Here is a 26278-nt window from a genome sequence, read left to right on the forward strand (position 1 = left end):
TTCCATGTTCGGGGGCGGGAAGCCGGAGAGTGTTGATCAGGAATATTAGGTTAGCCTTACCTAACTAGGCAATGGCCGGACGGGTATGAGCCGCCTCACTCCCGCGGTGCCGTCCCGCCGGCGGGCGCGAGCCGGGCGAGCAGGCCCGCCACGGTGGGCGCGGCCATCAGGGTCGAGATCCTCAGGTCCGCGCAGCCGGGCTCCCGCCGCACGCGCCGCACCAGCCTCATCGCGAGCAGCGAGTGCCCGCCGAGGTCGAAGAAGTCGTCGTCCGGGCCGACCTCGGGGACCCCGAGCTCCTCGGCGAAGATCCGGCACAGGGACGCCTCCCGGTCGTCGTCCCGGCGCGCCGCCTCCGGGGGCGCCTCGGCGGTCACGGCGCGGGCGGTCAGGACCGCCGGCAGCGCGCCGACCCTGACGCCGGGATCGTCGGCGACGGCCGCGAGCAGCGCGATCAGGCCGTCCGCCAGCGCGGCGACCGTGGCGCGGTCGAACAGGTCGGCGGAGTAGTCGACGACGAGCCGGAGCCCGTCAGGGCCCTCCCGGAAGATGAAGTCCAGGTCGAACTTCGCGGCGCCCGGCCCGAACAGCGCCTCCCGCTGCTCCAGGCCGGGGAACCGCACGTCGCCGACCCCCTGGTTCTCGTAGCCGACCATCACCTGGAACAGCGGGTTGCGGCCCGGCACGCGGCGCGGGCGCAGCGCCTCCACGACCGCCTCGAACGGCAGGTCCTGGTGGGCGAGCCCGGCGAGGACGGCCTCCCGGACGCGGGCGAGCAGCTCCGCGAACGCCGGGTCGCCGGACACGTCGGCGCGCAGGACCAGCGTGTTCACGAAGAAGCCGACGAGGTCTCGCGCGGCCTCCTCGGTGCGTCCCGCGACGGGGCTGCCGAGGGGGATGTCGTCGCCCGCGCCCGTGCGGTGCAGCAGCGCCGCCACGGCGGCCTGGCAGACCATGAACATGCTGGCGTTCGCGTCCCGGGCGACACGCCCGAGCCGGCCGGTGAGGCCGGGCGGCAGGTCGGCGGTCAGGGTGCCGCCGCGCTGCCCGACGGTGCCGGGGCGCGGCCGGTCCACCGGCAGCGGGATCTCCTCGGGCAGGTCCGCCAGGGCCCGCGCCCAGTGGTCGAGCTGCCGGGCGTGGACGCTGCCGGGATCGGACGGGTCGCCGAGCAGCTCCCGCTGCCACAGGGCATGGTCGGCGTACTGCACGGGCGGCGGCTCCCAAGACGGCTCCTTGCCCTCCAGCCGCGCCGCGTACGCCTCCGCCACGTCGCGGGCGAACGGCCCGAACGACCATTCGTCGAACGCGATGTGGTGGAAGACGGCGAGCAGCAGGTGCTCCCGCTCGCCCTCCGGGAAGACCGCGACCCGCAGGGGGATCTCCTTGGAGAGGTCGAACGGCCTGGCGATGACGTCCTCGGGGGCGCAGGTCGCCGTCTCCAGGACGGGCCGCGCCTCGTCCGGGGCGAGGATCCGCTGGTAGGGCACCCCGCCGTGCTCGGCGAAGACCGTCCGGAGGCTCTCGTGCCGGGCGGTGACGTCGCCGATCGCCGCCTCCAGGGCCGCGAGGTCGAGGTCGCCTCGCAGGCGGACCGCGAGCGGCAGATGGTAGGCGTCGCGGGGCCCGTCGTCCTCGCGGAGCATCTGGTCCAGCATCCACAGCCGCCGCTGTGCGGACGACAGCGGCACGCGCTCGGGCCGCTCCCGCGGTTCCAGGACGGGCCGGGCCCGCGCCTCGGCGCCGCGGTGAAGGCGTCCGGCCAGTTCCGCGACGGTCGGCGCCTCGAACAGGTCGCGGATGGCGAGCTCGGCGCCGAGCACCGCCCGCGCCCTGCCGACGAGCCTCGTCGCGAGCAGCGAGTGGCCGCCGAGGTCGAAGAAGTCGTCGTCGATCCCGGCGCCGGGCGCGTCCAGGACCTCGGCGAACAGCGTGCACAGCAGGCGCTCGACGGGCGTGCGCGGGGCCCGGCCCGCGCGGCGCGCGCCGTCCCGCCCGGGATCGGGCAGGGCGCGCCGGTCGAGCTTGCCGTTCACCGTGAGCGGCAGCGCGTCCAGCGTCATGATCGCGCTCGGCACCATGTATCCGGGCAGGCGCGCCTTGAGGCTCTCGCGGACCCGCGCGGCCAGCACGCCGTGGTCGCGTGCGGCGACCGGATCGTTCGCGTACGAGGCGGGCGCGCGTCCGGGCTCGGCGGGCGGGCACGCCGCTCCCCCGCCGAACACGGCGTCATAGCGGCCGGGCCGGTCGGACGGCGTGAGCACGACGTCCGGGAACAGCGCGTGCAGCGTCTCGGGCTCGATCCCCTCCGGGGCCGAGGCCAGCGCCGCGCGCGCCTCGTCCGCCGGGGCCCCTTCGCGCAGCGCCCGCAGCGCCGCGACCTCGCCCGACGACCTCGGGTCGGGGACGCCCCGGACCCGCAGCGGCCCCGCGGGCCTGGCGCGGAGGTCGTCGAGGGTGGTCCAGTCGACGGCCGGGGTCGGCGGGGCCGGGGGCGCGTCCTTGTGCAGGACGACGTCGTAGCGGTGGCGGGTCAGTTCGTTGTGGTGGGCGCCGCGCTTGACGAGGACGTCCACGCGGGACGGGCCGTCCAGCGCGGTGAAGAAGGCGGGGTCGAGGAGGAGCTCCTTCTCCAGGCGGACGGCGCGCTCGATCGCGTCGAGGTCGCCGCCGCCGCCGCGTCCGAGCTGGACCGCGGCGTGCAGGCAGCGGACCGTGCGCAGGTCGCGGACGTCCCCGACGAAGAGCGCGCCGCCCGGGGCGAGCAGGCGCATCGCCTTGGCGACGACGTCCTCCAGGTAGGCGGCGCCGGGGAAGTACTGCACCACCGAGTTGATCACGATGGTGTCGAAGTGGCCTTCGGGCAGGCCTCCGGTGTCGTGCGCGGGCCGGCAGCTGAGGCGGACGGGCGAACCGGGGCCGACGGCCTGCCAGTCCCGGGACGCGGGCTCCACGGGGCCGCCGAGGTCCGCGCGGAGCTTGGCGATGACCGGCTCGGAGAAGTCGGTGCCCCAGTACTCCTCGCTGCCGGGCGCGAGGCGGGTGAGGAGGAGGCCGGCGCCGACGCCGATCTCCAGGACGCGGCGCGGGCCGAGCGCGCGGATGCGCTCGACGGTGGTCGCGCGCCACTCGCGCATGTCGTCCAGCGGGATGGGGGCGCCGTCGTAGCTGCTGTCCCAGCCCGCGAACTCCTCGGCGTGCACGACCGTCCCGACCTCGGTGTACTCGGTGTCGTAGATCTGCCGCCACTCGGCGAGCTGTTCTTCGGCCGCGCCGTCGCGGGAGCCGTCCGGGACGACGTAGCCGACCAGGCGCTTCACCCCGGGGACGTCAGTCTCGACCGCGACGACGGCGGCCTGGCCGACGCCGGGCTCGGCGGCGAGGGCGGTCTCGATCTCCTCCAGCTCGACCCGGTAGCCGCGGATCTTCACCTGGTCGTCGGTGCGGCCGAGGAAGTCGATGTTGCCGTCGGCGCGGACGCGCACGAGGTCGCCCGTCCGGTACATCCGGGATCCGGGCGGGCCGGAGGGGTCGGCGACGAAGCGCTCGGCGGTCAGGTCGGCGCGGCCGAGGTAGCCGCGCGCCAGCCCGGCGCCCGCGATGTACAGCTCGCCCGGCGCGCCCGGCGGGACGGGGCGCAGCCAGGCGTCCAGGACGTACCCGCGGGTGTTCCAGATCGGCTTGCCGACCGTCGGTGTCGCGCTGTCCCCCGTCCCGCCGCCGAGGGTGTTGATCGTGTACTCGGTCGGGCCGTAGAGGTTGTAGCCGAGGACGCCGTCGGCGCGCGCGAGCCGCTCCCACACCGACGCCGGGACGGCCTCGCCGCCGAGGAGGACGAGGGGCGGCCGGTGCCCGCCGTCGAGGAGCCCCTCCTCCAGGAGCTGCTGGGCGTAGGTCGGCGTCACGTTGATGACGTCGATCTCGTGCTGCCGCAGGTAGGCGGTGAGGGCTTGGGCGTCGCGGCGGAGGTCCTCGTCGCAGACGTGCACCTCGTGGCCTTCGACGAGCCAGAGCAGCTCCTCCCACGACATGTCGAAGGAGAAGGAGACGGTGTGGGCGATGCGGAGGCGGCGCCCCGCCGACGCGACCACCGGGTCGAAGATGTTGGCGCGGTGGTTGAACTGCATGTTGGTGAGGCCCCGGTAGGGCGTCACCACGCCCTTGGGCCGCCCGGTGGAGCCCGACGTGTAGATGACGTAGGCGGGGTGGTCGAGCCTGCGGGGCGTGCCGGGCGCGAAGCCGGGGACCTCGTCCGGTTCCAGGTCGTGGCCGGGCTGCGCCGCGAGGGCCTGGGCGGTCGCCGGGTCGTCCAGCGCGAGGGTGGCCCCGGAGTGCGCGAGGCCGGCGGCGATGTCGCGGTGCGAGACCAGGCAGACGGGCGCCGCGTCCTTGAGCATGAAGTCGAGCCGGTCGGCCGGGTAGTCCAGTTCCAGCGGCAGGTAGGCGGCGCCCGTGCGCAGGACGGCGAACAGGGCGACGACCATCCGCGCCGAGCGCGGCAGGGCGAGCGCGACGACCTTCTCGGGACCGGCGCCGTTGGCCAGCAGGAGCCGCGCGAGCCGGTTCACCTCGGCGTTCAGCTCGCCGTAGGTGAGGCGGACGTCCGGGAGGGACACGAGCGCGGGGTCGCCGGGCCGCTCGGCGGCGCGCTCGGCGAGCAGCTCCGCGACCGTCAGCTCGGGCACGGGGTGCCGCGCCTCGTCCCAGTCGCGCCGGAGCCGGTCGTGCTCCGGCGGGAGGAGGGGGTCGAGCCGGTGGCACGAGGTCTCGGGCGCTTCGGCGAGGCGCCTCAGGACCCGCACGTAGCGGTCGGTGACGCGTTCGGCCTCGGCTTCGGTGAACGCGTCGCCCCGGTACATGACGCGCAGACCGGCGTCCGGCTCGACGACCATGGTGATCGGGTAGTGGGTGGCGTCGCGGACCGCGCGGCCGAGGACCCGCAGGTCACCGTCCGGTCCGAAGGCGCGGCCGGTCGGCATCCCCGGGAAGTTCTGGAAGACGAACAGCGTGTCGAAGAGGGTGCCGAGCCCGGTGGCGCGCTGGACGTCGGCGAGGGCGACGAAGGAGTGGTCGAACAGCTCGGACTGCGCGGCCTGGACCCGGTCGAGGACGGTGGCGAGGGCGTCCGCCGGGCCCGCCTGCACGCGGACGGGGACGGTGTTGAACAGCAGGCCGACCATCGACTCGACGCCGTCCACGTCGGGGTGGCGTCCGGAGACCGAGGCGCCGAAGACGACGTCGTCGCGCCCGGTCAGGCCCATGAGGACCAGGCCCCACGCGGTCTGGAAGAGGGTTCCGGGCGTGACGCCCCGCTCCCGTGCGACCTCGTCCAGGCGCTCGGCGAGGCCGGCGGGCAGCGCGCGGTGCACCTCTCCGGCGCCCGCGAGGTCGGCGGGCGCGTCGACCAGGCCCGGCCGGACGAGGGCGGGCTCGTCGAAGCCGTCGAGCGCGCGGCGCCAGGCGTCCGCCGCGGCGGTCCTGTCGCGGCCGTTCACCCAGTCGAGGAACGCGCGGAAGGGCGGGACGGGGCGGCGGGCCTCGGAGGCGGCGTCGGTGTAGGCGCCGAGCAGCGAGGTGACGAGCAGGCCGCCGGACCAGCCGTCCAGCAGGATCAGCTCGGAGGTGAGGACCAGCCGGTGGTCGTCCTCGGCCAGGCGGGCGATGGCGAAGCGGATCAGCGGCGGCGCGGCGGGGTCGAACGGCGCGGCGCGCTGGGCGTCGACGAACGCCTCCAGGTCCTGCGGGGCCACGTCGGCGTGCGTCCACGGGGTCTCGAAGTCGTCCGGGACGAACTGGACCGCGCGGTCGCCGTCGGTCCGGAACCCGGCGCGGAGATTCGGGAACTTCTCCAGCGTGGCACGCACGGCCCGCGCCATCCGCTCGGGGTCGACCGGTCCTGACAGCGTCACCACGGCCTGCTGGACGTAGATGTCGCGGTCCTCACCGGCCAGCATCAGGTGGTAGAGCAGGCCCTCCTGGAGCGGCGATAGCGGAAGCTCACCGGCCGGGTCCCCCGTCCGGGCGGGCTTGGTCTCCTCGGAGGGCGCGGCGGCCCGGGCGAGGGCCTCGACGGTCCGCAGCCGGAAGACGTCCCGGACGGTGAACGACAGGCCGGCGCGGCGTGCGCGGGCGACGAGGAGCGCCGCGCTGATGCTGTCGCCCCCGGTGCGGAAGAAGTCGTCGTCGGCGCCCACGGAGTCGCGGCCGAGGACGGTCGCGGCGAGGCGGGCGAGGACGCGTTCGGGCCCGGTGGCCGGGGCCCGCCCGCCCGCCGGGCGTCCGGGCTCGAGCAGGGCGCGCCGGTCGACCTTCCCGTTCGGGTTGAGGGGAAGCTCGTCCAGGACGACCAGTTCGGCGGGGACGAGATAGTCGGGCAGCACCGCTCGCAGCGCGGTGTCGAGCGCCCCCGGTTCGACGTCGCCCGTGACGTAGCCGACGAGGCGGGATCCGTGCGCGGCGACGGCGGCGCGCCGCACCCCGGGCAGGGCGGCGAGCGCGGACTCCACCTCCCCCGGCTCGATCCGGAAGCCGCGGATCGTGAGCTGCTCGTCGGCGCGGCCGAGGAAGTCCAGCCCGCCGTCCGGGCGGCGCCGGACGCGGTCCCCGGTGCGGTAGAGGCGGGAGCCGGGCGGGCCGAACGGGTTCGCGACGAAGCGCTCGGCCGTGCGGGCGGGGTCGCCGAGGTATCCGCGCGCCAGGCCGTCGCCCGCGAGGTACAGCTCCCCGACGGGCACCTCGCGGAGCGCGGCGTCCAGCACGTGAGCGCGGGTGTTGGCGATGGGCCGCAGCCCGCCCGCCTCGGCGATGAGACTGTCCCCGGCGGCCTCCGAGCATCCGTACAGGTTGACCAGCCGTCCCGGGACCTGCTCGGCGAGCGCGCTGGGGAGCGCCTCGCCGCTGCTGATCCAGGTGGTGACCGAGGGCGGCAGGCCGTTGTCCGCGAGGACCGCCAAGAGGCTCGGGACGAGCGTGACGAGGCCGACGCCGTGGCGGTCGACGAAGTCGCCGAGCGCGACGGCGTCGGCGGCCGTCTCGGCGTCGGCGATGACGACCGTGTCGCCCGCGACCAGGCCGCCGAGCAGTTCGGTCGTCCCGTCGATGAACGCGGGCGAGCTCTTGGCGGCGCGGACGCCGGGCGCGGCGAGGCCGGCGCCCCAGGCGAGGCGGTTGGCGAGGGCGCGCTGGGTGCCGGCGACGGCCTTGGGCGTCCCGGTGGAGCCGGAGGTGAAGACGACGTAGGACGTGTGGTCGGGGCGGACGTCGGGGCGTTCGCGGCGGGGTGCGTCCCGCGGCGGCTCGTCGCGTCCGAGCACCAGCAGCGGCCGGACGGCGTCGAGCATCGCGGCGACGCGGGCGGGCGGGTACGACAGGTCGATCGGCAGGTAGGCGGCCCCCGTCTTCAGCACCGCGTACAGGGCGACGGCGAACTCGTCGGAGCGGGGCAGCGCGAGCGCGACGACCCGCTCGGGGCCCGCCCCGGCGGCGGCGAGGCGGTCGGCGAGCGCCTCGGCGCGGCGGTCGAGGTCGGCGTAGGTGAGGGCGGTGTCGCCGAAGACCACGGCGGTCCTGTGCGGGGTCCGCTCCACCTGCGCCTCGATAAGCCCGGCGGCCGTCCGGACGGGGAACTCCCGCGCGGTGTCGGGGTGCTCGACGGGCGCGCCGAGGGAGGACAGCCGCCGGCCGGGGTCCGCGGTGACCTGGGCGAGCAGTGCGCCGAGGTCGTCGGTCAACCGCTCGACGGTCGAAGCGTCAAACAGGTCGGCGGCGAACGCGGCGAACCCCTCGATCTCGTCGTCGCCCTCCGCGAAGTACAGGTCGAGGTCGAACTTCACGCCGCCGGTCTCCGGCAGGAACGGCTCGGCGCGCACGCCGGGCAGCGCGAGCCGCACGTCCTCCAGCCTCTGGTGGACGATCATCACCTGGAACAGGGGGCTGCGGGCGAGGGAGCGTTCGGGCGCGAGCCGCTCGACGACCCGCTCGAAGGGGACGTCGGCGCGGGAGAACGCGGCGAGGTCGGCGGCCCGGACGCGCCGGAGCAGCTCGGCGAAGGTCGGATCGCCGGACAGGTCGGTACGCAGCACCAGCGGGTTGACGAAGACGCCGACCAGGTCGGCGAGGTCGTCGTCGGCGCGCCCGGCGATCGGGGAGCCGACGGCGACGTCGTCGCCCGCGCCGGACCGCTGGAGCAGCGCGGCGACGGCGGCGTGCAGCACCATGAACACGCTGGCGCCGGTGTCGCGCGCGAGGCGCCGCGCCCCCTCCGCCGGGAGCCGGAACGGCACCAGCCCGCCGCGGCGGCTCGCCTCGGCCGGGCGGGGCCGGTCGAACGGCAGGACCGTCTCCTCGGGAAGCCCGGAGAGCGCGTCCGCCCAGAAGTCGAGCTGCGGCGCCGTGCCGGGGGACACCTCGCGCTGCCAGGCCGCGTAGTCGGCGTACTGGACGGGCAGCGGCTCCCAGCCGGGGGCCCGTCCGTCCCGGCGGGCCTCGTAGGCGCGGGCCAGGTCGGCCAGCAACGGTGTGAACGACCATTCGTCGGCGGCGGCGTGGTGCAGGAGGAGGATCAGCGACCAGCCGGCGTCGCCCGTCCGGACGAGGGTGCCGCGGACGGGGAGGTCGCGCCCGATGTCGAAGACGTGCGCGGTGGCGGCCTTCTCGATGGCCGCGAGCCCTTCCGGCGTCTCGTCCCGCGCGTCGACGACGGCGAGGCCGGCGGGGACGTCCGGGTCGAGGACGCGCTGGACGGGCAGGCCGTCCGGTCCCTCGACGAGGAGCGTGCGCAGCGCCTCGTGGCGGGCCACGACATCGCCGAACGCCCGGTCGAGGGCGTCCTCGTCGACCGGGCCGTGCAGGCGGATCCCGAGCGGCAGCGAGTAGGACGCCGACGGGCCGCGGAGCCGCTCCTCCAGCCAGAGGCCGCGCTGCGCCGCCGACGCGGGGACGATCTCGGGCCGCGCGACGTCGCGGACGCGGACGGCGCCGGTCGCGACCAGGCGGGGCGCGAGCGCGGCGACGGTCGGCGCCTCGAACACGTCCGCGATCGACGGCTCGGCGCCGAGGACGGTCCGGGCCCTGGCGGCGAGGCGCGCCGCGAGCAGCGAGTGCCCGCCGAGCGCGAAGAAGTCGTCGTCGATGCCGACGCCCTCGACGCCGAGCAGCTCGGCGAAGATCGCGCACAGGGCGGCCTCGCGGGCGTCGCGCGGCGCCCGTCCCGACACCTCGGCCTCGGGCGCGGGCAGCGCGGCGCGGTCGAGCTTGCCGTTGACCGTGCGGGGCAGTTCCTCCAGGGCGATCAGGGCGGACGGCACCATGTACTCGGGCAGCGCGCCGGCGAGCGCGTCGCGCAGGGCTGCTCCGTCCGGTCCCTCGGCGGGGACGTAGTAGCCGACCAGACGGGGATCGCCGGGGCGGTCCTCGCGGACGACGACCGCGGCCTGCGCGACGCCCGGCTGCGCGGCGAGCACGGCCTGCGCCTCGGCGGGCTCGATCCGGAACCCGCGGATCTTCACCTGGTCGTCGGTGCGGCCGAGGTACTCGACGGACCCGTCGCGGGCGCGCCGCGCGAGGTCGCCCGTCCGGTACATCCGGGATCCGGGCGGGCCGGACGGGTCGGCGACGAAGCGCTCCGCGGTCAGGTCGGGGCGGCCGGCGTAGCCGCGGGCGAGCTGCGCGCCCGCCAGGTACAGCTCGCCGGGGACACCCGGCGGGACCGGGCGGAGGCCCGCGTCCAGGATGTGGGCGCGGGTGTTCCAGAAGGGCGTGCCGATGCCGTCCGCGGGAAGGTCCGCGGACGTCGCCCAGATCGTCGCCTCGGTCGGCCCGTACATGTTGGTGGCGAGCGGGGCCGACTCCGCGAGCGACGCCGCGAGGGCGGGCGGCAGCGCCTCACCGCCGACCAGGACGCGCAGCCCCTTCAACGCTTGCGGGTCGAGCGTGCCGAGCAGCGACGGGGTGCCCTGGACGATCGTCGCGTCCGCCAGGAGCCCGGCGAGAGCGGCCGGGTCGCGGACCGTGTCACGGCCCGCGAGGACGACCGTCGCGCCGCTGATCAGCGGGACGAACAGTTCCAGGGCGGCGATGTCGAAGGCGACGGTCGTGACGGCGACGAGCCGGTCGCCGGCGCCGAGGTCCAGCCGGGCACGGGTGGTGAGCAGGAAGTTCGTGAGCGCGCCGTGCGGGATCGCCACGCCCTTGGGGCGGCCGGTGGAGCCGGAGGTGTAGATGACGTAGGCGAGGTCGTCCGGACGCGGAGGTGCCGTGCGGGTGTTTCTGCCATCGCGGAGGTTGGTGCCGAGCACCAGGAGTTCGGTGGCTCCAGGGAGCAGCGGCGCGGTGTCGCGGGTGACGATCGCGCAGAGGGGCCCGGCGTCGTCCAGCATGTAGGCGAGCCGGTCGGCGGGATGGTCGAGGTCCAGCGGCAGGTAGGCGGCGCCCGCCTTCAGGACCCCGAGGAGGGCGACGACGAGATCGGGCGTGCGCGGCAGCGCGAGCGCGACGACGCTCTCCGGCCCGGCGCCCCGGGCGCGCAGCTCGGCCGCGAGCGCGGACGCCCGCTCGTCCATCTCGGCGTAGGTGAGAGCCGCGCCGCCCGCCTCGATCGCCGTGGCCTCCGGAGTGCGGGCCGCCTGCTCCTCGAACAGGGCGACGACGTCGGTCGCGGGCAGGGCCCGGTCGGTGGCGTTCGCCGCGCCGATCAGGGCGCGCTCGTCCGCGCTCATGACCTCCAGCGCGCCGATGGGCCTGTCGGGGCCGGCCAGCGCGTCGCGGAGAAGCGTCTCCAGGTGGGCCAGCAGCGCGTCGATGCGCTCGTCCTCGAACAGCTCGCGCCGGAACGTCGCCTCGACCGTCATCCCCTGCGGCCGGACGAACGCCTCCAGCGACAGGTCGAAGTGCGTCGTGCCGTTGTGGACGTGCGTCCAGCTCGACGTGATGCCGGGCAGGTCCAGCTCGCCGATCTCCTGGGCGAGGAACAGCAGCATCGTGTCGAAGAACGCCGAGCGCCCCCGTCCGCGCGCCGGCCTCAGCTCCTGGACGAGCCTGTCGTAGGGCGCCGCCTGGTGCGCGAAGGCCTCGGCGACCGTGCGGCCCACCCGGCGCAGCGCCTCCCGGAACGTCGGCGTCCCGCTCAGGTCGGCGCGCAGCACGAGCGTGTTGCCGAAGTTCCCGACGAGCCGCTCGACCTCGGCGTGCTCGCGGTTCATCACCGACGAACCGATCGCCACGTCCACCGAGCCGGTGTAGCGGTGCAGCAGGACCGCGTACGCGGCCGTCATCACCATGTACGGGGTGAGGTTCTCCTCCGCGGCGAGCTTGCGCATGCCCTCGGTCACGTCGTCCTCGAAGCGGCGCGCCCGCCGTCCACCGCGCTCGGACACGACCGCGCTCCGCGGACGGTCCGCGGGCAGGTCGAGCGGGGCCGGGGGCGGATCGAGGCGTTCCCGCCAGTACGCGAGATCGTCCTCGGCGACGGGCCGCCGCTGCTCCCACTCGGCGTAGTCGGCGTACTGGACGTCCAGCGAGGGCAGCCCGTCCGGGGCCCCGGTGACGGCCGCGCGGTAGAGCGCTGAGAGGTCGCGCGAGAGCGAACCCCAGGTCATGCCGTCCCAGGCGATGTGATGCACGACGAGCACCAGCGCGTGCTCGTGTTCACCCAGCCGAAGCAGTTCCAGCCGGATCGGCCGCTCGGCCCGCAGGTCGAAGGGCAGCGCCGCCAGCTCCGCCGCCCGCGCCCCGGCGTCCGCGCACCGGACCGGCGGCAGGTCGAGCGAGTCGTCCTCCGTGACGATCTGCACCGCCCGCTGATCGGGGCCCTCCGCGTAGACGGTGCGGAGCACGGCGTGCCGCCGGACCAGCGCCCGCAGCGCCTCGCGGAGGGCCCCGGCGTCGAGCGGGCCGGACATGCGGATCAGCAGGCAGACGTTGTAGGCGGGGCTCTCCGGGAAGGCGCGGTGGTGCAGCCACATGCTCTGCTGCGCGTGGGACAGGGGGGCCGGTCCGTCCGAGCCCCGGGGGGCGAGCCGGGCGGTGTCCGTGCCCAGCCCGGCCTCGGCCATCATCCGCCGCATCAGTTCGCGCCGCCGCGCCGCCGTCGTCTGCTCCACGCTCAACTCTTCCGTCGTCGGGCTTCGCCACCGCGAGTTAGGTTAGCCTTGCCTATAAAAATCATGCAAGGTTAGCCTTACCTAAGTTTGACCTTCCGGCCGCGAAGAGGGAGCTGCCTTGTCCACTGGTCTGCGCACCGATGCGAACCCCGCCGAGCTGGTCGTCGAGCATCCCTCGGCGCCGCTCGCCCTCATGGCCCGCCTGGCCGGATCGGGCCTGTTCGGCGACTACGTCGTCTACGAGCGGCCCGGCTCCTGGACGTTCGCGGGAGGCATGCTCGCCGAGATCGTCCTCGACGCCGGCGCCGTCCACGCCCGCTGGCCGGGCCACGCTCCCCTCACCCGCCCCTGGACGGGCCGCCCTGCCGACGCCCTCCGCGACACGTTCGCCGCCGCGCCCCTGCCCGTCTGGAACGCCTACGGCTGGATCGCGTTCGAGTGCGCCGCCGCCCGCCCCTCCGGACGGCTCGCCCACCTGATCGTCCCCCGCACGGAGGTGCGGGCCGAGAACGGCCGCGTCACCGTCACTAGCACGGACGAAGCGGACATAGAGCAGGTCACCAAGCTCCTGGCCAGGCCGAACGGCCACCCGGTCGGCGAGCCTTCGCCCGTCGACGTCAGCGCCGGCGGAGCCCCCTACCGCGATCGCGTCGCCGAGGCCGTGGCCGAGATCCACGCGGGCCGCTACCAGAAGGTCATCGTGTCGCGCCGCCTGGACGTCCCCCACCCGGTCGACGTCGTCTCGACCTACGTCCGCGGCCGGGAGGCCAACACCCCGGCCCGCTCCTTCCTGCTCGACCTGGGCGGATTCCAGGCCACCGGGTTCAGCCCCGAGGTGCTCGCGAGCGTCGACTCCGCAGGGCACGTCATGACCCAGCCCCTCGCAGGCACCCGCGCCTTCGGCCTCGGCGCCGACACCGACGCCCGCACCCGCCACGACCTGGAGACCGATCCCAAGGAGATCTACGAGCACGCCGTCTCGGTCAGGACGTCCCAGGAAGAGCTCTACCGGGTCTGCGACCCGGAGACCGTCCGCGTGACCGGCTTCATGACGGTGAAGGAACGCGGCAGCGTCCAGCACCTGGGCTCCAGCGTCAGCGGCACCCTCTCCCCCGGCCGCACCGCATGGGACGCCCTGGACGCGCTCTTCCCGGGCGTCACCGCGTCCGGCATCCCGAAACCCGAGGCGATCGAGGCCATCACCCGCCTGGAGGAGCGCCGCGGCCTGTACTCGGGCGCCGTCGTCACCGTCTCCCACGACGGCGCGCTGGACTCCGCCCTCGTCCTCCGCGCCCTCTACGCCGAGAACGGCCAGGCGTGGCTGCGCGCCGGCGCGGGCATCGTCAGCGCCTCGACCCCCGACCGCGAATACGAGGAGACCTGCGAGAAGCTCTCCAGCATCGCGCCGCACGTCGTCCCGCAGACCTGACCCGCCAGCGGGTAGGGACCCGCCATGCCGGAACTTCCCGACGTCGAAGGCTTCCGCCGGGTGCTCGCCGAGCACACCGGCGAGCCGATCGCCTCAGTGTCGGTGCTCGACCCCGGCGTCCTGCGCGGAGTCACCGCCCGGCGCCTGAGCACCGCGCTGCGCGGCCACCGCTTCGAGGAACCGCACCGCCACGGCAAGTGGCTGCTGGCCCCGGCGCAGGGCCCGGTCGTCCTGCTCCACTTCGGCATGACGGGCTCGCTCACCTGGCACCACCCGGACGAGCCGCGCCACCGCCACGACCGCGTCATCTGGAGGCTCCCCGACGGCGAACTCCGCTTCCGCGACATGCGCAAACTCCAGGGCGTCCACCTGGCCGCCGACGACAGGCAGGCAGACGAGACCCTCGGAAACCTCGGCCCGGACGCCCTGGACCTCTCCCGCGACGACCTGGCCGCCACCCTCGGCGCCCACCGAGGCCGCCTGAAGACCACCCTCACGGACCAGACGGTCACCGCCGGCCTGGGCAACCTCCTGGCCGACGAGATCTGCTGGCGAGCCCGCATCAACCCCCTGCGCCCCGCCCGCGCCCTGACCGCCTCAGAAGTCACCACCCTCCACAGAGCGATGCGCCGCGTCCTCCGCGCCTCCATCAAGGCCGAACGGGTCCCACCCCGAAGAACCTGGCTGACCGGAGCCCGAGACACCCCGGCCCCCACCTGCCCCCGCTGCGGCACCTCTCTGGAGAGCCGCCGCCTCTCCGGCCGCAGAACCGTCTGGTGCCCCACCTGCCAACCCCGTGAACCGTGACAAGCCGATTGACGTCTCAACCGCGATGACGCTGGGCCTGACGCGGGATCATGTTCGGAGCTGTCAAGGAGGTCGAGGATGGGCAAGCCTGAGGTGTACATCTCGGTTGACGTTGAGGCCGACGGGCCGATTCCTGGGCCTTACTCCATGCTGAGCTTTGGCATGAGCGCCTGCGGGACCTTTGACGGGCGCGCGTTCAAGCCGGCCGATCCTGCCGAGACCACGTTCTACGCGGAACTGAAACCGATCAGCGACGCCTACGTCCCTGAGGCGCTGGCCGTCAGCGGCCTGGACCGCGACCACCTCGCGATCGAGGGCCGTGATCCGGGTGAGGCGATGAACGCGGCGACCGCCTGGGTGACCGCGGTGGCCAGCGCGGCGGATGCCTCGCCGGTGTTCGTGGCCTATCCGCTCGGCTTCGACTGGATGTTCCTGTACTGGTACTGGACGCGGTTCACCGACGCGGGATCTCCGTTCGGCCACTCCCGGCACCTGGATCTCAAGAGCATGTACGCCGCCAAGGCCGGCACTCCGATCACCCGCTCGACCAAACGCCAGATGCCCGCCGAGCTGCTGTCCGACCGACCGCACACGCACAATGCGCTGGATGACGCCATCGAGCAGGCGGAGCTGTTCCACAATTTGGTCCGCTGGGCCGGGCCCCCGCGTCGGCCAAGCGAGGACCTTCCGGAGTGACGCGCGATCAGCGGGCGGCTACGCGCGGGGTGTCGAGTGCATGGCCTGGACCATGACCGCCTCACCGTCGGAACCGGGCGATATTCGGATGCGAGCCGTTTCGGAGCGGGCTACCTTTTGATCAGCGCGTCGGGTCCGGTGCGCGCACGGGTCGAAGACCGTCGGTTATCTCTTTCGAATAGACGCAATCCGGTGGTCGTTCCCACATCCGTGCGTGTACCCGGCCCTACGGGCCGAGCGACGCACAGGGGAAGGGCGGGTCGAAGCCCGTCGGTTATCGGATCCAACGGTCGCAGGTTCGAATCCTGCCCACCCGGCAATGCCGGGTGGTAGCTCAGCCAGGAAGAGCATTGGACTTAAAACCCCGGTGGACGCCACCACATCCGCCCTCCCCTGTGCGCTTGCTCCTCCCCCACATCCGCCCCTGAGGCGGGTCGAATTCCTTGGAGGCCCTTGATGGCCCGTGACCCTCTTGCTTCGGTTTCCACCGTGCAGACGCCGCAGAGCCGGCCGATTCCCGGCCGTGAGACCGAGCAGGTCCGCAACAACGCCGGCGGCTACGGGTTCGCCAAGGACCTGTGGACGCGGCTGGAGGACTTCCTCATCCTCGGCACCACCGGCGGCACGTACTACGTCGGCGAAGACAGGCTCACTGCGGACAACGCGCAGGTCGTGTTCGACGCCATCGCCGCGGACGGCGTCCGGGTCGTCGACCTCGCGACGGCGATCTCTGCGGCGCGTCCGCCGCGTGCTCCGAAGAACCGTCCCGCGCTTTTCGTCATGGCCGCCGCCGCGGCGCGCGGCGACGCCGGCACCCGGCAGGCCGTGAAGGCATCGCTGGCGCAGGTCGCGCGGACCACGGACCATCTCGCGTCGTTCTTCGGCTACTGGAAGAACCTCGGCGGCAAGGCCACCGGCAGCGGCACGGCGCCTGTGATCGGGCGGGCGATGCGGACCGCGCTCGCGTCGTGGTTCCTCAACGGCGACGTCGACCAGGTCGCGTGGCGAGTGTGCAAGGCTCGACAGCGCAGGACCCCGGCCGGGGAGGCGTTCGCGCTGCGGGACGCGCTCCGCATCGCGCACCCCAAGGCCGACTCGCCGGCGCGGCGTGCGCTGTTCGGATGGATCGCCGGGAACGTCTCCGACGATGACGTCCGCGCGCGGGTGCCCGCAGTGGACGCGTTCCTCGCCGCGCAGGCCGTCACCGGCCCGGTCGACGCGATCGACGTGGTGCGGTCCCGGGGCGTGCCGTGGGAGTTCCTCCCGGACGCGGTTCTCACCGAGCCGGGCGTGTGGGACGAGCTCGTCGACACGATCGGGATGACCGCGCTGCTTCGGAACCTGTCCCGGATGACTCGGATCGGGACGCTGACGCCAATGGGTGACGCGACCCGGCGCGCCGCGGACCGGCTCACCGACGCCGGCGCGCTCGCGAAGGCCCGGATCCACCCGATGGACCTGTTCCTCGCCCTGCGCGTGTACGGGAGCGGTCGCGCACAGCCGCACCCGCGCGCGGACGTGCAGCACTGGTCGCCGGTCCCGGCCATCCTGGACGCGCTCGAAGAGGCGTACGAGCTGTCGTTCGGGCACATGGAGCCGTCCGGTCGGCGCCTGCTGGTGGCGGTGGACTCCTCCGGGTCCATGAGCTTCCGCAACATCACCTCGGGCGGTGCGCCGCTCGGGTCCTGCTACGAGGTCGCGAACGCGATGGCGGTCATCCTGAACCGGATCGAGCGCGGCAACTGCCACGTCATCGACGTCGACACCCAGGTCCGCGCGTCCCAGGTGACGGCGCGCACGAACCTGCGGGAGATCTCCCGTTGGCGTCCGTCGGGCGGCGGCACGGATCTGTCGCAGCCGTTCCAGTGGGCGCAGCATCAGCGTCTTGAGGTGGACGGGATGGTGCTGTTCACCGACAACGAGACGTGGGCTGGACGGCAGCACGCGTCGCAGGCTCTGGACGCCTACCGCCAGACCGTGAACGGCGACGTTCGGGTCCTGCTCGCGGCGATGGCCGCGAACGGGCACACCATTGGCGACCCCCGCGACGAAGGCGTGCTGCACATGGCGGGCCTGGACGCGTCGCTGCCGATGGTCGTGAACGGCTACATTCGTTGAATTTCCGGGGTAGACGGCGGTCTGCCCCGGATATGAATTCGAAGGCATCTCGCGAGCACCATTCTCAATTCTCGGCTCGATATTCACCGTCTATCCGCGAATTCAGCTCTGGTAGACTAACGTTGCGACCATAAAACTGAAGAGCCTTCCCGGCTCTTGAGTTGCTCCGCATAGCGGGCGCGACCAGGACCGGGAGAACGTCCCGAGATCCTCCTGGCGCGCCCCACAAACCAAAGGGGATCTCGTGAATTGCAAGAGAGAGCGCCGGCGAGGCTCGCTCGCGGCGTTTCGCAGGTGTTGGCGGTCGCTGACAAGCGACCTCCACGGCGCGGACAGAAAGGCGCTCACGATGGCGGTATTCGCCAATTCAGTGGGTGCTCTCAACGGCTGTCTCCTGGTAGCCATCGGCGTTACCAAGCATGTCGGACCGGTGACGGCGGCGCTTGTCTCCGTCATCTTCGGGACGGCGGTCTTCTGGTACTTCTTTCGGCCGTCGTTGTGGTGCCGTTGGGCCGTCTGGAAGCAGGCCCTTCTGCTGGGCGCCGCTCTGGGAGCGAACAACATGTCGTTCCAGTTCGTTCTTCGATGGGTTCGGCTGGAGGTCATGCAACCGCTGTCGTTCTTGTTCACCGTGGTCTTCACGCTCGGCGGCGATGTCTACCAGGACATCCGGCAGAAGACCTACTCGACCGCCTTGTGGCCGGTTCTCGCGGTACTGGGGACATGGGCCCTCACAAGGGATACCGTCGGCGGCTCGGGCGGGAACTTCTTTTCGGACGCCGCACCGGGGGTCCATGTCCTGGGCCAGCAGATTCCCAGCTGGATTCCGGGTATCGGCGTCCTGACCGCCACGGCGGCCACGTACGCCTACTCCCAGAAGCGGCTGGAGATGCTCGATGGGGAGATCAAGGCAAAGGCCAACACCCTTTGCGGATTTCCCGCCCTCGGCATCCTCGCGGTGGGCGCGTGGACTCTGGAAGGCGGCTGGGAGGGCATGACCGCCGGCCGTTGGCCGTACTTGCTGCTCTGTGCGGTCAGCGCGGTCTTCGGTGCGCTGTTCAGCGGCGTCGTTCTGGTGAAGGCCTATGAGCACGGTCTCCTGGCGTCCACCAACGCGATGCTCCTACCGCTGCGGAACCTTCTGGGAACCGCGGTGGGCATGCTCGTGGCACAAACCGTTCCCGGCCTCTTGGGGCTGGGGGCGATCGTCCTGATCCTCATCGCCTCCTGCGGGGCGACGAAGATCCAGATCCGGAAGTCCGGGTCTGCGTGATCTGACGGCGGGGAGGTCCACCTCCCCGCCGTTCGGCGAGACGGAGCTCTCGGCCTCCGCTGCGATCGACGGCGACGGCGAGAGCGCCCACCACCCCCGACGGGCGAGGAGGCGGCTCAGACCCCGCGGTCGGGGACGGTCATGTCGCCCGTCTCGGGCGTCCCGTCGGCCAGGCCGTAGCGCAGGTACACGGTGCCGTTCGGGGCGGCTGCCGGCGGTTCGAGGAGGGTGACGTTCATGAGTACCGCCCCACCGTCGAAGACCTTCTTCCCGACGCCGAGCACGATCGGGTACACCCAGAGGTCGAGGCGGTCGAAGAGCTTCTCGCGCAGAAGGGTCTGCACCAGGTTCAGGCTCCCGACGACCTTCACGTGCTCGTGCCGGTCACGGATCTCGCGGACCGCGCCGGCCAGGTCCGGGCCGAGCTGCGTGGAGTCGGCCCAGGAGAGGTCCGGCCTGCCTCGGGAGGCCACGTACTTCGGGACGCTGTTGAAGAGCGCGGCGATCTCGTTGTCCTCGCCTCTCTGGTGCGGCCAGTAGGCGGCGAAGATCTCGTACGTCCGCCGACCGAGCAGGAGGGCGTCCGTGCCCTCGTACGCGGCGACGACCTGTGCGCCGGCGGCCTCGTCCATCAAGGGCGCCTGCCACCCGCCGAACGGGAACCCCACCGGATCCTCGTCGGGGCCGCCGGGTGACTGGGCAACGAGGTCGAGCGTTGCGAACAGCTCTATGTGGATGAGGCCCATGTTCCGCTCCCGTAGATCGGTTGGTTGTGGGGTCGGGAGGTAGACCTGCTTCAACTCCGTACCCGCACGTCCGGCTCCAGGAACAGCACATGCCGAACCGTCTTGAGGGGGGCCGGCGATCAGGGGGCGGTGCAGCCACCGCCCTCTGATCATTTGGCCCTCAGCGGGGGCAGGTGGGGCGGTAGTCGAGGGTGGGGAGGTTCTGTTTCCACTCCTTCTTTGTCAGGCCGCCGGAGGTGTTCCGGCAGAGGGCCGCCCTGGTCAGGGCGGGGGCCAGGTCGTGGGTGAGGACGGTGCCGGCTTCGGCGGCGCTCGTGAGGGTCCTGCCGTCCGAGGAGAAGGCCAGGGCGCCGATCTCCGTCTGGTGGCCGGTCAGGGGCAGGGCGTAGGGGCGGCCGGATTCGATCTCCCACAAGCGGATCTGGCCCAGTTCGTCGCCGGTGGCGAGAAGGGTGCCGTCCGGGGAGATCGCGGCGGTCGTGACGTAGCTCTTGTGGCCGCGCAGGATCAGGCCGCGTGAACGGAGTGTCCTGCCGTCGGTGAGGAGGACTTTCTGGTCCGCCTCGGTTCCCTCGGCGCTCACGATCGTCCGGCCGTCGCGGCTCATGGTGAGAAGGGTGTTGAAGAAGGTGTCCTCGGTTCTGGCCAGGACGCGGCCGGACGGGTACTCGATCATGCCGGACTTGCCGTCCGTCATGAGGGCCTTGCCGTCCGGGCGGAAGACGATGCGTTTGACGAAGGTGTCGGCTGAGGACGCCAGCGCGCGGATCAGCCGGAACGTCTTCGCGTCCCAGAACTGGAGTTCTCCCGCAGTGCCGCGGCGGACCAGGAGGGCCAGGCCGCGGCCGTCCGGGGACATGGCCATGGCCTGGATCCTGTCGGCGGGCCGGGGCAGCGTCACATCGCCGAGCTTCGCGAACTTCTCGGCGTCGGTGACGGTGACCGTGCGGGCGTTCTTGTAGACGGCGAGTCGCCTCCCATCGGCGCTGAGGGCGAGGTCGTTGCCGTTCCCGGAGTACAGGTAGTCGGACGAGAGGTTGAATCCCCGGTCGACGGCACGCCTGCGCCGGACGTCCCAGAAGTGCACCGAGCCTCCGCCGCGGTACGCCATGGTCGAGGCGTCCGCGGAGATGGTCGCGTTCTGGACCAGACTGCCTCCCTGGACGACCTGGGTGCTCAGGAAGGTGCTGATGTCGAGGGACGAGACCTGGCCGGTCGCCGGTTCGATGCAGCGCAGCGCCCGCTTCTCCACGATCCGGACCAGGGCGCAGTCCGCGTTCGGCGCGTACCGGATCATGGGTGCGGACGGGGCGACGCCGCCGCCCTTGAGCCGCCACATGGTCCTGGCCTGCGCCAGGTATCCGCCGTCCTCGCTGAAGGCCAGGGAGGAGTAGGAGTTCGCGGGTCCGAGCCTCAGGTACTGCTCGTCCGCGCCCAGCTTCCAGAGCAGGATCTCTGTCTTCCTGCCCGTGGCCGGGGCGGCGGCGACGGCGAGCAGCGAGCCGTCCGGGCTCAGTTTGGCCGCGCTGGCGTATCTCCCCTTGAGCGCCTTGTTGAGGCGGGGCAGCGCGATCGTCGCCTTGGCCGCCAGCTGGTCGACGTGCACCGCGCCCTGCGGCGTGACGCCCGCGACGAGCTGGTCGCCCGCGTCGGCCGTGAGGATCTCGGCGCCGTCCTTCGGGCGCGTCCAGCTCAGCGGGACCTGCCGGAGGGTCCGCAGGTCCCAGACGGTGCGGGCGTCGCGGTTGCCGGCGAGCAGGAGGTGCCCGGACGGGCTCAGGTCGATCCCGTCGAAGATCTTCGCGTCGGTGCCGGCCCGGCCGACGGGGAGCCTGCCGCGTTCCTTGCCGGACGTGGTGTCCCAGACGCGGGCCGTCCCGTCGCCCGCCCAGGTGATCATGGTGCGCGCGTCGTCGGTGACGACGAGATCAAGGGTGTCGGCGCCGGTGATGGTGAAGGCGTGCAGTCTGGCGTGGGTGTCGATGTTCCAGACACTGGCCTTTCCGCCGTCCACGACGGCGAGGACGCGGCCGCCCGGCGACGGCTGGCGCCGGGTCGTGGCGCTCACGCCGGGCGGGATGAAGACGTCGCTCTCCCACTGGTAGCGAAGAGCGACCAGCGCCTCCCTGGTCTCCTTGGTGTTGGAGAGGGCGCCGGCGGCGATGGCCAGGCGGCGGGCGGTTCTCGGGGCGCTCTTGCGGGTGGCCATCGCCACGGCCGCGAGGCGGCGGGCCTCCGCGTCGTCGCGCTGCCGTGCGACGGTGCGGCTCTGCTGGAAGACGGCCACGCCCGCGACGAGCGTCGCCAGCAACAGGACGGCGAGGACGCCGGAGACCGCCGTCCGCAGCGTGGAGCGGCGGCGGACGGACGCGCGCCCGGCGTCCAGGAAAGCCTGCTCCAGCGTGTTCGGGCGCAGGGCGCGGCCGCCGCCGACGGCCCAGGTCATCGCGCGTTCGAGCCGGGTCCCCTGGAGGACGTCGCCGGACTTGCGTCCGTGCGCGTCCCACAGCCGCGCTCCCTCGGCGAGTTCCTGGTGGACCTCCAGGCCCGGCCGTTCGGCGGCGGCCCAGTCGCGCAGCCGCGGCCATGCGCGCAGCAGCGCCGGGGAGGCGAGGGTGACGCGCTGCCCGTCCCAGGCGAGCAGCCCCGCCTGGGTGAACGCCGAAAGGACGGCGTCGATGACCGGCTCCGGCGTGCGGCCGTCGCCGAACTCGGCGCGGGCCGCCGGGCGGACGAGGTCGTCTTCGGCCGCCGCCATCCGCAGCAGGAGCTGCGGGACGGCCTGCTGCGCCTCCGGGCCGAGGCTCCGCATCACCTCTTCGGCGCGCTCGCCCAGCGGCGGAGACGCGGCCTTGGGCATGCGGACGGCGCGGGCCTCCCGCTCGCCCTGCTCCAGGAGGTCCGCGTCGGGGCGCCCGCCGAGCAGGTCGAGCAGGAGGCCCGGGGCGTCGGGACGCCGTTCCGGGTCCTTGGCCAGCGCGGCCTCGACCATGGGCCTCAGCCGCTCGGGGACCGCCGCGGTGTCCGGTTCGGTGGTCAGCACGGAGTGCATCAGCTTGGGCAGGGACTCGCCGCTGAACGGGGTGCGGCCGGACGCCGCGAACAGGATCGTGGCGCCCCAGGCCCAGACGTCGACGGCGGGCCCGGGACTCTTCCCCTGGAACACCTCGGGCGCCATGTACCGGGGCGTCCCCTTCATTCCGGTCGCGCTCTGGGACATGTCCTCGGTGCGGGCGATGCCGAAGTCGATGACGCGGGGACCGTCCGGTCCCAGCAGCACGTTCGCGGGTTTCAGGTCGCGGTGGACGACGCCCGCCCGGTGCACGGTGGTCAGCGCGGTCGCGATCCCGACCGCCAGCCTGTAGAGGTCGTCGGGCTTGTAGGGGCCGTCCTCGTCGACCGCCTGCTGGAGGGTCGGGCCCGCGACGTACTCGCTGACGACGTAGGGGACGGCGTTGTCCAGGTCGACGGCGAGGACGCGCGCCGTGCAGAACTGCGCGACGCGCCGCACCGCCTCGACCTCGCGGACGAACAGGTCGCGGTGCCGTGCGGAGTAGTCGCCGTGGAGCGTCTTGACCGCGACCCGCGCGCCGTCCGGCCCGTACGCCTCGTACACGACGCCCTGGCCGCCGGCGCCGAGACGCCCCGCGAGGAGGTAGTCACCGAGCCTCGTCGGATCACCGGGTCCCAGCGGATCGGGTGCCACAGACGTCTCCCAAGTCTAATAGACATAATTGTCTATTAGGATGCCGAGACCTCCGGCGGTGTTCGCGGGAAACGGTGAACGCCGGGCGGCGAACCGGTGGCGGTCTCATCGGAGGCGGGCGGCGAGCGCCTTCTTGCTGATCTTGCCGACCGGCGTCCGGGGGAACACGGCGGCCGTCTCCAGGCGGTCGGGGTGCTTGTAGGCGGCGACGCCCCGCACGCGGAGGAAGTCCTTCACCTCGCGCAGGCCGGGCGCCCTCTCCCCCTCCCTGATGATCAGGAAGGCGCAGGTGCGCTCTCCCATGACCGGGTCGGGGACGCCGACCACGGCCGCGTCGTGGACCGCCGAGTGGGCCAGGAGGTGGCTCTCCAGCTCCTCGGCGGAGACCTTGTCGCCGCCCCGGTTGATCTGGTCCTTCTCACGGCCTTCGACGATGAGGTGCCCGGAGGGCAGCTCTCTGACCAGGTCGCCCGTGCGGTAGAAGCCGTCCGGGGTGAAGGAGCGGGCGTTGTGCTCCGGGGCGCGGTAGTAGCCGCGCAGGGTGTACGGGCCCCGGGTGAGGAGTTCGCCCACTTCGCCCGGAGCCACCCGCTTGCCGTCCTCGTCCACGACGCGGATCTCGTCCGCCGGGGAGAGGGGGCGGCCCTGCGTCCGTTCGACCAGGTCGCGCGGGTCGTCCAGGCGGGTGTAGTTGAGGAGGCCCTCGGCCATGCCGAAGACCTGCTGGACCTGGCAGCCCAGGGCGTCCGGGATCTCGGCGGCGCGCTCCGCGGCGAGCTTGGCGCCGCCCACCTGGAGCAGGCGCAGGGACGAGACGTCCTCGTCCGACCAGGTCACGGCGTCCAGCCAGAGGAGGGCGATCGGGGGGACGACCGCGCAGACGGTGGCGCGCTCGCGCTCGATGAGGGGGAACGCCTCGTCCGGGGACCCGGAGGGCGACAGGACGACCGTGCCGCCCGTGGCGAAGACGCCGAGGATTCCGGGGCAGGCCAGGGCGAAGTTGTGCGCGGCCGGGAGCACGACCAGGTAGACGGTGCCGCGGTCGAAGCCGCACAGGTCGGCGCTGGCCTCCAGGTTGTAGACGTAGTCGCGGTGCGTCCGGGGGATCAGTTTCGGGAGGCCGGTGGTGCCGCCCGAAAGGAGGAAGACGCCCACGTCGGACGGATCGGGGACGGGGGCCGCCACCGGATCGGCGTCGACGGAGGCCAGAGGGGTGAACTCCTCGGCGTCGCCCTCGACGACGACGTGCTCCACGGGGAGCGTTCGCGCCAGCTCGCGGTAGTCGAAGTCGCCGTCGCGGTCGGCGCAGACGTAGGCGCGGGCCTCGGAGAGCTCGCAGAGGTAGCGGATCTCGCTCTCGCGGTGCGCGGGGAGCGCCAGCACGGGCGCGGCGCCGATGCGGACGAGGGCGAGGAACGCGACGACGAAGCCCGCGGTGTTCGGGAGCTGGACGACCACGCGGTCGCCGCGGCGGAGGCCGAGGGCGAGGAGGCCGGCGGCGGTGCGGGCGGCACGGGCGTCCAGGTCGGCGTAGGTGAGGCGGTCGTCGCCTGCGACGAGGGCGGTGGCGGACGGGTCGCCGCGCAGGACGTCGCCGAGGAGGCGGTCGGTCCAGTAGCCCTCGGCCTTGTAGCGGGCTTCGAGGTCGGCGGGCCAGGGGGTGAGGCCGTCCATGGTCACCGCCCGGCGAGCTGGGCGGGGGCGCCGGGGACCGGCTCGGACGGGTCGGAGCCGAGGGCGACGACGCGGTTCGCGGCGTCGACATGGACGACGCGGGGCTCGTGCCGGGAGGGGTCCTCCACGCCGGCGTAGGTGATGATGATCACCATGTCGCCGGGCTGGACGAGGCGGGCCGCCGCGCCGTTGACGCCGATGACCCCGCTGCCGGCCTCGCCGGTGATGGCGTAGGTGACCAGGCGGGCGCCGTTGTCGATGTCGACGAGGTGGACCTGCTCGCCCTCCACGATGTCGGCCGCGGCCATCAGGTCGGCGTCGATCGTCAGCGAGCCCACGTAGTGCAGGTCCGCCTGGGTGACGGTCGCCCGGTGGATCTTCCCGTTCATCAGCGTCCGCTGCACGGCTCCTCTTTCCTCACGATCAACTAAGGCTAGGCTAACCTTAGTCACTCGATCGGCAGAGGAGAAGCCCGAGGATGCTCCGGCGACTGGTCATCGACGTCGGGCCGCTGCGCGACAGCAGGCCGTTCCGCAACGTGTTCATCGCCCGCACCGTCTCGGTCTTCGGGATCGGCATGCTGGCCGTGGCCCTCCCGGTGCAGGTGTACGACCTCACCGGGTCCACCGTGCACGTGGGCGGGGTCTCGGCCGCCGAGGGGTTCGCGCTCCTCGCCGGGTTCCTGTGGGGCGGGGTCCTGGCCGACCGGCACGACCGGCGGCGCCTGATGCTGCGGGCGCGCGCGGCGGCCGGGATCGGGTTCGTCCTGCTGGCGCTCAACGCGTTCCTGCCCTCCCCCTCGCTGGCGGCCCTGTACGCGCTGGCGGCATGGGACGGGCTGATGACCGGCGTCAGCATCACCGCGCTGCTGGCCGCGACGCCCGCGCTGGTCGCGCCCGACAAGCTCGTCGCGGCGGGGGCGCTCAACGCGCTGACCGTCCGGCTCGGGTCGATGGCGTCCCCCGCGCTCGGCGGGCTCGTGGTGTCGGCGTTCGGCGTGGGCTGGAACTACGCGGCCGCGGCCGCGGGGACGCTCGGCACGCTCGCGCTGCTGACCGGGCTGCCGCGCCTCCAGCCCGCCGCGCAGGAGCAGGCGGACGCCAATCCGCTGAAGGCCGTCTGGGACGGGTTCCGCTTCGTCGCCTCGCATCGGGTCGTCGGCTCGCTGATGCTCCTCGGCCTGCTGTTCATGGTCGCGGGCGGCATCCCCGTCCTGATGCCGGCGTTCGCGACCCGGAGCCTGGACGGAGGCGCGACCACGGTCGGGCTGCTGTTCGCGGCGCCCGCGTGCGGCGCGGTGCTGGCGTCCCTGACGAGCGGCTGGGTCGGACAGGCCAGGGCACCCGGCCTGGCGCTGCTCGTCGCGTCCGTCTCCGGCTTCGCCGCGCTCGCGTGTCTCGGTCTGGCCCGTCACCCGGCGCTCGCCGTCGCGATCCTGTTCGGGTACGGGTTCGTCCAGTCGATCGAGGAGATCCTGCGGTACGGGCTGATCCAGTCCCACACACCCGACTCGCACCTCGGACGGGTGAACGCGCTGTGGTCGGCGCAGGAGACGGGCGGCGGCGCGATCGGCTCGCTCGGCGCCGGGGCGCTCGGCCGCTACCTCGCCCCGGGCGCCGCCATCGTCCTGTACGGGACGGTCAGCGCCGTCCTCGCCCTGGCGCTGGCGCTGACCCTCACCGGGCTCCGGACCGCGACGCTGCGGCCGGAGCCCGAGCCCGGCTGACCCGC

General features: G+C 73.2%; 11 protein-coding genes. 6 read left to right on the forward strand and 5 right to left on the reverse strand.

All coding sequences use genetic code 11. The features are described from left to right. Positions 1-95: 95 nt before the first annotated feature. Positions 96-12098 carry an amino acid adenylation domain-containing protein gene (locus AB0C87_RS23700; protein ID WP_360579513.1) on the reverse strand — a complete coding sequence of 4001 codons (12003 nt, stop codon included), beginning with the start codon at positions 12096-12098 and terminating at the stop codon, positions 96-98. A gap of 118 nt (positions 12099-12216) precedes the next feature. Between AB0C87_RS23700 and AB0C87_RS23705 the strand changes: the two genes are divergently transcribed. The 5 genes from AB0C87_RS23705 to AB0C87_RS23725 all read left to right on the forward strand — a co-directional run bounded on the left by AB0C87_RS23705 (position 12217) and on the right by AB0C87_RS23725 (position 18421). After that, the gene (locus AB0C87_RS23705; RefSeq protein WP_360579515.1) at positions 12217-13527 is read left to right on the forward strand and encodes a salicylate synthase; all 1311 of its coding nucleotides are present in this window, start codon (positions 12217-12219) and stop codon (positions 13525-13527) included. Between the two features lie 24 nt (positions 13528-13551). Further along, the gene (locus AB0C87_RS23710) at positions 13552-14334 is read left to right on the forward strand and encodes a DNA-formamidopyrimidine glycosylase family protein (protein WP_360579517.1); all 783 of its coding nucleotides are present in this window, start codon (positions 13552-13554) and stop codon (positions 14332-14334) included. A gap of 78 nt (positions 14335-14412) precedes the next feature. Beyond that, positions 14413-15030, forward strand: coding sequence for an exonuclease (locus AB0C87_RS23715; RefSeq protein ID WP_360579519.1), 618 nt, complete (start codon positions 14413-14415; stop codon positions 15028-15030). A gap of 489 nt (positions 15031-15519) precedes the next feature. Continuing rightward, complete coding sequence (locus AB0C87_RS23720; RefSeq protein WP_360579521.1) at positions 15520-17148, forward strand: TROVE domain-containing protein; 1629 nt, start codon at positions 15520-15522, stop codon at positions 17146-17148. Between the two features lie 349 nt (positions 17149-17497). Then, positions 17498-18421 carry a hypothetical protein gene (locus AB0C87_RS23725; protein WP_345176176.1) on the forward strand — a complete coding sequence of 308 codons (924 nt, stop codon included), beginning with the start codon at positions 17498-17500 and terminating at the stop codon, positions 18419-18421. A 116-nt stretch (positions 18422-18537) separates the two neighbouring features. On the opposite strand, the gene AB0C87_RS23730 is transcribed toward AB0C87_RS23725, so the two are convergent. The 4 genes from AB0C87_RS23730 to panD all read right to left on the reverse strand — a co-directional run bounded on the left by AB0C87_RS23730 (position 18538) and on the right by panD (position 24951). Next, a complete protein-coding gene (locus tag AB0C87_RS23730; protein ID WP_360579523.1) occupies positions 18538-19167 on the reverse strand; it encodes a dihydrofolate reductase family protein in 630 nt (209 codons plus the stop codon). A gap of 160 nt (positions 19168-19327) precedes the next feature. Continuing rightward, on the reverse strand, positions 19328-22873 hold the full coding sequence (locus AB0C87_RS23735; RefSeq protein ID WP_360579525.1) for a serine/threonine-protein kinase: 3546 nt from the start codon (positions 22871-22873) through the stop codon (positions 19328-19330). 105 nt (positions 22874-22978) lie between these two features. Next, entirely contained in the window at positions 22979-24547 is a 1569-nt protein-coding gene (locus AB0C87_RS23740) for an AMP-binding protein (protein ID WP_360579527.1), read from the reverse strand. Positions 24548-24549: 2 nt separating this feature from the next. Next, on the reverse strand, positions 24550-24951 hold the full coding sequence (gene panD / locus AB0C87_RS23745; protein WP_345176184.1) for an aspartate 1-decarboxylase: 402 nt from the start codon (positions 24949-24951) through the stop codon (positions 24550-24552). 74 nt (positions 24952-25025) lie between these two features. Here panD and entS point away from each other — a divergent pair, with 74 nt between their 5' ends. Next, positions 25026-26273, forward strand: coding sequence for an enterobactin transporter EntS (gene entS / locus AB0C87_RS23750; protein ID WP_353834088.1), 1248 nt, complete (start codon positions 25026-25028; stop codon positions 26271-26273). Positions 26274-26278: the final 5 nt, after the last annotated feature.

Origin of the sequence: Actinomadura sp. NPDC048021 (genome assembly GCF_040653135.1) — a bacterium.
GTDB classification, from domain to species: Bacteria; Actinomycetota; Actinomycetes; order Streptosporangiales; family Streptosporangiaceae; genus Spirillospora; species Spirillospora verrucosospora.